Source organism: Geodermatophilus amargosae, assembly GCF_900116515.1.
Classification (GTDB): Bacteria; Actinomycetota; Actinomycetes; order Mycobacteriales; family Geodermatophilaceae; genus Geodermatophilus; species Geodermatophilus amargosae.
Map to the genome: position 1 here is coordinate 147,573 of NZ_FPBA01000013.1, position 5,701 is coordinate 153,273.

At 72.0% G+C, this 5,701-nt stretch carries 2 protein-coding genes and 1 pseudogene; 2 read left to right on the top strand and 1 reads right to left on the bottom strand.

All coding sequences use genetic code 11. From position 1 onward, the window contains the following. Nucleotides 1-420: 420 nt before the first annotated feature. Nucleotides 421-1,271: pseudogene (locus BM414_RS17310) on the bottom strand (IS5 family transposase). Nucleotides 1,272-1,589: 318 nt separating this feature from the next. On the opposite strand from BM414_RS17310, the gene mobF reads away from it, so the two are divergent. Both mobF and BM414_RS17320 read left to right on the top strand, forming a co-directional pair. Next, nucleotides 1,590-5,207: a MobF family relaxase gene (gene mobF, locus BM414_RS17315; RefSeq protein ID WP_093581295.1), complete on the top strand. Its 3,618-nt coding sequence runs from the start codon at nt 1,590-1,592 to the stop codon at nt 5,205-5,207. 225 nt (nt 5,208-5,432) lie between these two features. After that, a partial coding sequence (locus tag BM414_RS17320) for a transposase (protein ID WP_139245926.1) occupies nt 5,433-5,701 on the top strand: 269 nt, incomplete at its 3' end.

A 5,701-nucleotide genomic window follows, 5' to 3' on the forward strand; every position in this document is an offset into this window, starting at 1 on the left:
GAGATCCCGCAAGAGGGGGATGAGGGCGGCGAGATCCCGCAAGAGGGGGATGAGGGCGGCGAGATCCCGCAAGAGGGGAATGACGACACCGAGATGCCGCCACAGGGAGGTTCGTGAGGGACCTCCCAGCGCCTGGAAGCATTGCTCGTCGGCTGCGGCCGAGCGGCCCACCACTACTCGGAATCATCCGAGGAGGGGGAACTTGTTCGCGCTACCGACGAGCTCGTCGGCTTGGGCAGCACTCGGCGGGGGCTCAGGCGACCGGGCGCGGCGGACCGCTCTGCCGCAGATGCGACGCTCAGGTCCGTGCGGATCGCGACTGCTGCAGCTCGGGACGACCGCGCCCTACGAGGCAGCGGACGATCGCGGGCTGATCCCCGCGCAGTACCCACAGTGTGACCTTGGCGCGGAGATCTTGGATTACTTGGAGGAGTTGCATGAGTCCGTCGGTAGCCGTCGGGCGCAGATGAGGGTGACCGCCAAGCGGACCAGCGCGGTGATGGTCACCGCGCTGCGGTCGTAGCGTAGGGCCAAGCGTTGGTAGGACAGCAACCAGCCCAGAGAGCGCTCGGCGACCCAGCGGTGCCGGCCTAGGCACTGGCTGGAGTCACGGTCCGATCCGGGCAAGGCGGGCGGTGATCCCCCGGCGGCGCAGGGATCGGCGGACCCGCGGGTTGTCATAGCCCTCGTCGCCGTGCAACTTGACCGGCCGGCGCCGCGTTTGGCCGCGTCCGCCGCGCTTGATCGCCGGCATCGAGTCGAGGATCGGCTCGACGAGCATGCTGTCGTGCCGGTTCGCGCCCGAGATTAGCACGTTGAGTGGCAGCCCGTGCGCGTCAACGAGCAGGTGGTACAAGCTGGGAGGCATTGCCCCGGTCGGTCGGATTTCGGGCCGGTCGGCTCACGCCCCTTTTCGCCCGGACGCTGACGCTGTCCAGGCTGGCCTGCGACCTGTCCAGCCGGCCGGTCTCGCCCAGCCGATCCAGGACCGACCGGTGGAGCCGGTCGAAGACGCCGGCCTCGGCGCACTCGTCCATCCGCCGCCAGCAGGTCCAGCCCGACCCGTTGTCGACCTGGGTCGGCAGCTTGGCCCAGCCGATGCCGAGGGAGAGCGCGAAGGCGATGCCCTCCAGCACGTCTCGGTCGGCGGTGCGGGGCCGGCCGGTGCGGCCGTGCACTGCCGGCTTGCGCGGTGGGATCAGCGGCTCGACCAGCGCGCAGAGCTCGTCACTGACGAGCCGCCGCGGCGCCGAAGACACCGACGGCGACATGGCGCGCAGCCTGCGCCGATCCCACAGCGGCCGACGGAGCCCGAGGACCTACCTCCGCAACGTCTTCTCACCCCGCATGACCAACTTCTTCCCCGCGACTCCAGCATCAAGCGATTACCAATACCCTCACCAAGTCAATCTTCAACACATGGCGGTTTGCCCTTGATCAACCTGCTCTGTCACATCGAAGGCCCTCCCAAGAGAACGGCACGCATGCTACCAATATAGGTAGTCCGGGCCCCTCTCCGCGGGGCCCGTCGGCGTCCTCAGGGGAGACCTGTTGGCCATTGTTGCACGGCGTTGGCAATGCGCGGCGGAATGAAGATCTACGCCGGCCCGCCGGCCGCTGCCCGGCGGTACCTCGAGGCCGACCGCGGACGGGCCGATGACTACTACCTGACCGAGGGCACCGGGATCGCCCGCCGCTACACCGCTACCGCTGGTCGAGTGCAAGAGCTCGCGGCACTAACCGGCGACGGCTACGAATCTTGGGTGGCCGGCCGGGACCTGGACACGCGCGAACCGCGTGGCCGGCTGCGTACGGATGAGCGCGCGGTGCGGTTCGTCGAGGTCGTGGTCAACGGCCCGAAGTCGTGGTCGCTGGCGGCCGCGCTGCACCCCGAGATTGCCGATGCCTATGACGCGGCGCAGGACCGTGCCGCCGCCGAGATCATCGGCTGGCTCGCTCAGCATGCGACCACCCGGGTGGGCCCGCGGGGCGGGCAGGTGCAGCTACCGGTGGAGGTGCTGGAGGCGGTGACGGTGCGGCACTACACCTCCCGCGCCGGCGACCCGCACCGGCATCTGCACCTGCAACTCAACGCCCGGGTTTTCGCCGCCGGTAAATGGCGCGGCCTGCACACCGTCGGCGTCCGCGATTTCCTGACCGCGGTCAACGGGATTGGCCATGCTGCGGTGGCGTGCGATCTCCAGTTCCGCATGGCGCTGGCCGCGCACGGCTACACCCTCGACGCGACTGGAGAAACACAAGAGCTCGCCAGTTACGTCGGGCCGCTCAGCGCGCGGGCGGCTCAGATTGGGCGCAATCTGGACGGCTACGAACGCGACTGGAGGACCGCGCATCCCGGCGAATCTCCGGGGCCGGCGCTGCGGCGGGCGTGGGATGCGCGGGCGTGGGCCGACGGCCGCCCAGACAAGATCCTTCCACGCTCGGGCGTCGACCTGATCGCACGCTGGCGGGCAGAACTGACCGCCCTCGGCTACCGCGACCCGGAGACTCCGGTTCAGCTGCGGCCCACTCCGGTCGGGGCGCTCGACCGCGACGGCGCCGTCAAGATGATGCTCACCCGGCTCGCCGCGAGCCGTTCGGCCTGGAACGCCGCCGACCTGCGTGGCGAAGCCGAACAGCTGAATGCCGCCACCGGGATCGTCGTGGAACCTGCGGTTCGCAGCGAGCTGGCCGAGGACATCACCGCCCGCGCACTGTCCTGCTGCGTGCCGTTGCTGGAACGCGAGGGCGTGCCCGAGCACATCCGAGCCTGGACCTCAGCGGCGGTGCTCGAGGTCGAAGCCGATCTGACTACCCGCCTCGCCGCCCGCGGCGACTCCACCGGCTGCGATGCGGACCTCCGGCTGGACCGGATCGCCTCGCTGGAGCGGCTGGATGACGGGCAGGCAGCCACCGCGGCCGCGCTCGCGGGGTCGCGGCCCCTGGTCGTCGTGGAGGGCGCCGCTGGGACCGGAAAGACCACCGCCCTGGCCGCCGCCCGCCGACTGCTGGAGCAGCAGGGGCGCCGTCTCGTCGTTGTCACCCCCACCCTCAAGGCGGCTCAGGTCGCCGCGGGCGAGGTCGGCACGGCCGCCGCGTCGGCGGCCTGGCTGGCCTTCCAGCACGGCTGGCGCTGGACCGCCGACGGCGCTTGGAGCAGGCTCACCGCCGGGCAGGCCGACCCCAGCACCGGTGTGGTCTACGCCGGGCCGGCCGACCACGCGCGGCTGCGACCACGGGATCTCCTCGTGATCGACGAGGCTGCCATGCTCGACCAGGACACCGCCCGCGCCCTGTTAGCCGTCGCCGACGAGTGCGAGGTCCGGATCGCGCTGCTCGGCGACCGTCACCAGCTTCCTGCGGTGGGCCGCGGCGGCGTGCTCGACCTCGCCGTCCGCGCCGCCGATCCGGCCGCCTGCCTGACCTTGGAGGCGGTGCACCGCTTCGTCCGCACCGACGAGGCCGGCCCTGCCATGCCCGACACCCAGTACGCCGAGCTAACCCTGGCCATGCGCGGCGGCGTCGATCCTGGCGCGGTGTTCGACGCTCTGCACCTTCGGGGTCAGATCCGGCTGCACCCCGACGCCGCTGCCCGGCTCGAGGCACTCGTCGCCGTCGCCGCCGCTTCAACTTTTGATGGTCATGCGGTGGCCGTGGTGGTCGGCACCCGGGAGCAGGCCGCCGAGCTCAACGCCGCCATCCGCGACCGGCTGGTCGCCGAAGGCGGGGTCGACGACACCAGCGTCGTCATGACCAGGGCGGGGCAGCGGATCGGCGCCGGGGATCGGATCGCCACCCGCCGCAACGACCGCACCCTGGGCGTGGCCAACCGGGACACCTGGACGGTCGCCGCGGTCACCCCGCACGGGAAGTTGGTCGTCACCCTCGTCGGCCCCACCGGGGGTGACGTCACCCCAGATGTCACCCCGTCCGGCCCGCCGGGCCGGGTGCTGCCCGCCGGCTACGTCGCCGAGCACGTCGAGCTGGCCTACGCCTCCACCGCGCACGGCGTCCAGGGCGACACCGTCCCCGCCGCCCACGTGCTCATCAACGAGCACACCGCCGCCGCAGCCACCTACGTCGGCATGACGCGCGGTCGCACCGCCAACACGGCTCATCTCGTGGCTGCTGACCTCGCCGCAGCTCGCGCACAGTGGGTTACCGTCTTCGGCCGCGACCGCGCCGACCTCGGCCCCTCTCATGCCGCCGAGCTGGCCGCGAGCGAGGCCGCCCGTTACGCCCGACTCCGACCGCTCGCGCAGGTGCTCACCAATCTGCACAGCGCCTGGACGGCCGAGCAGAGCTGCCTTGACCGGCTCGACGCGCTGCAGCTGCGCCGAGAAGTGCTGCGCACGATCGTCGCGGCCGACGCTGACCACGCCTCCCAGCTGCTCGCGCTGGAGGACCGGCAGCGGCAGGCGGCGATCGCCGCGAGGGCTGCGACGGACAGAGCCGCGGCCAGCGGCGCGGTCGTGACCGCCGAGGCCGGCCGCCTCCGTGACACACTGCTCACCCGGTGGGCGGCCCAGCGTGAGGATGCCCGCCGGGCCGCCCAGACCGTCCTCCACGACCCGGGCCGGCTCCGCCGGCGCCGCGGAGCGTTCCGCCGGGCGGAAGAGCAGCTGACCGGCTGGGCCGACCGTTGGCGGACATGCCTGTCCAACCTGCCCACCGAGCCCCGTCGGCTCGCCTCCGTCGCTTCCTCGCCCGACGACCGGCCACGCCTCCAAGCGGCGTTCGATGACGCCGCCCGCCGCATTTCCGAGGCTGCCCATCCCGAACAGGCCCGGCTTCGCGCGGCCGCTGACGCCGCACAGGCCGTACACGGCCACGCCTCACGAGCTCTGGATGAAGCGCGCCGCCGGCAGGAGGACCGGCTCAGCCGCCTCACCGCGCACGGGCACTTCCTGGGCGCTTCCGGTCGGCTGGCCACTGCCCGGGATGGCGTCACCGCCGCCGAGCACGAGCTGGCCGCCGCCCGGGCGCGCATCGCCGAGCTGGCGTCCGACCCGACACTGTTGGCCCAGCCGCCCGACCGCCTGACGCAGGAACGCGATGCCTGGCGTGGCCGCCGGAACGCGGAGCGGGCCCGGCGCCAGGTAGCCCCCTCCTCGCCGCTCACGCCGCCACCGACTCACGGCGTTCGACCGCCGAAGTCGGTTCACCTGACGCCGTCACTCGGCAGAAGCCCGAGCATCGGCTGGTGATCGGAGCACCGCCGCTCATGAGCTCACGGGCCGCCGCCCGCGTGCAGGGGCCTGGAGACAGACCGGAGAACAACCGGAGATGTTGGCGGTGGGCTGTCACCAATGGGCGAGATCTGGCGCCTTCTGCCAGTGCACCCCCGACCACAGCCGTCCAGCTTAGTACTGCAACGGCACTTGAGCGTGTCGCTGTCGTGATCGGCTGAGGGCTGGTAGCAGCGTGGGCGGATGCGCTGCGATGGCCTGGTGGCCGAGGTGCAGGACTGGGCGGCGGGGCTGGAGGAGGTCCACCGGCGCATTGCCGCTGCGTTCAGCCGGGCCGAGCGGCGGGCCCGGGTGCTGGCCTATCTGCGCGGGTTGTTGGGTCAGCTGGAGCGCAAGAACGGCTGGACGCTGGCCGAGGCCGCCGGTGAGGTGTCTCCGGACGGGATGCAGCGGCTGCTGCGCACCGCGGACTGGAACGCCGACGCGGTCCGCGACGAGCTGCGCGACTACGT

What these genes read in the sequence shown, in the direction of transcription:
- mobF (WP_093581295.1), top strand. Translation starts at nt 1,590, where the DNA reads ATGAAGATCTACGCCGGCCCGCCGGCCGCTGCCCGGCGGTACCTCGAG.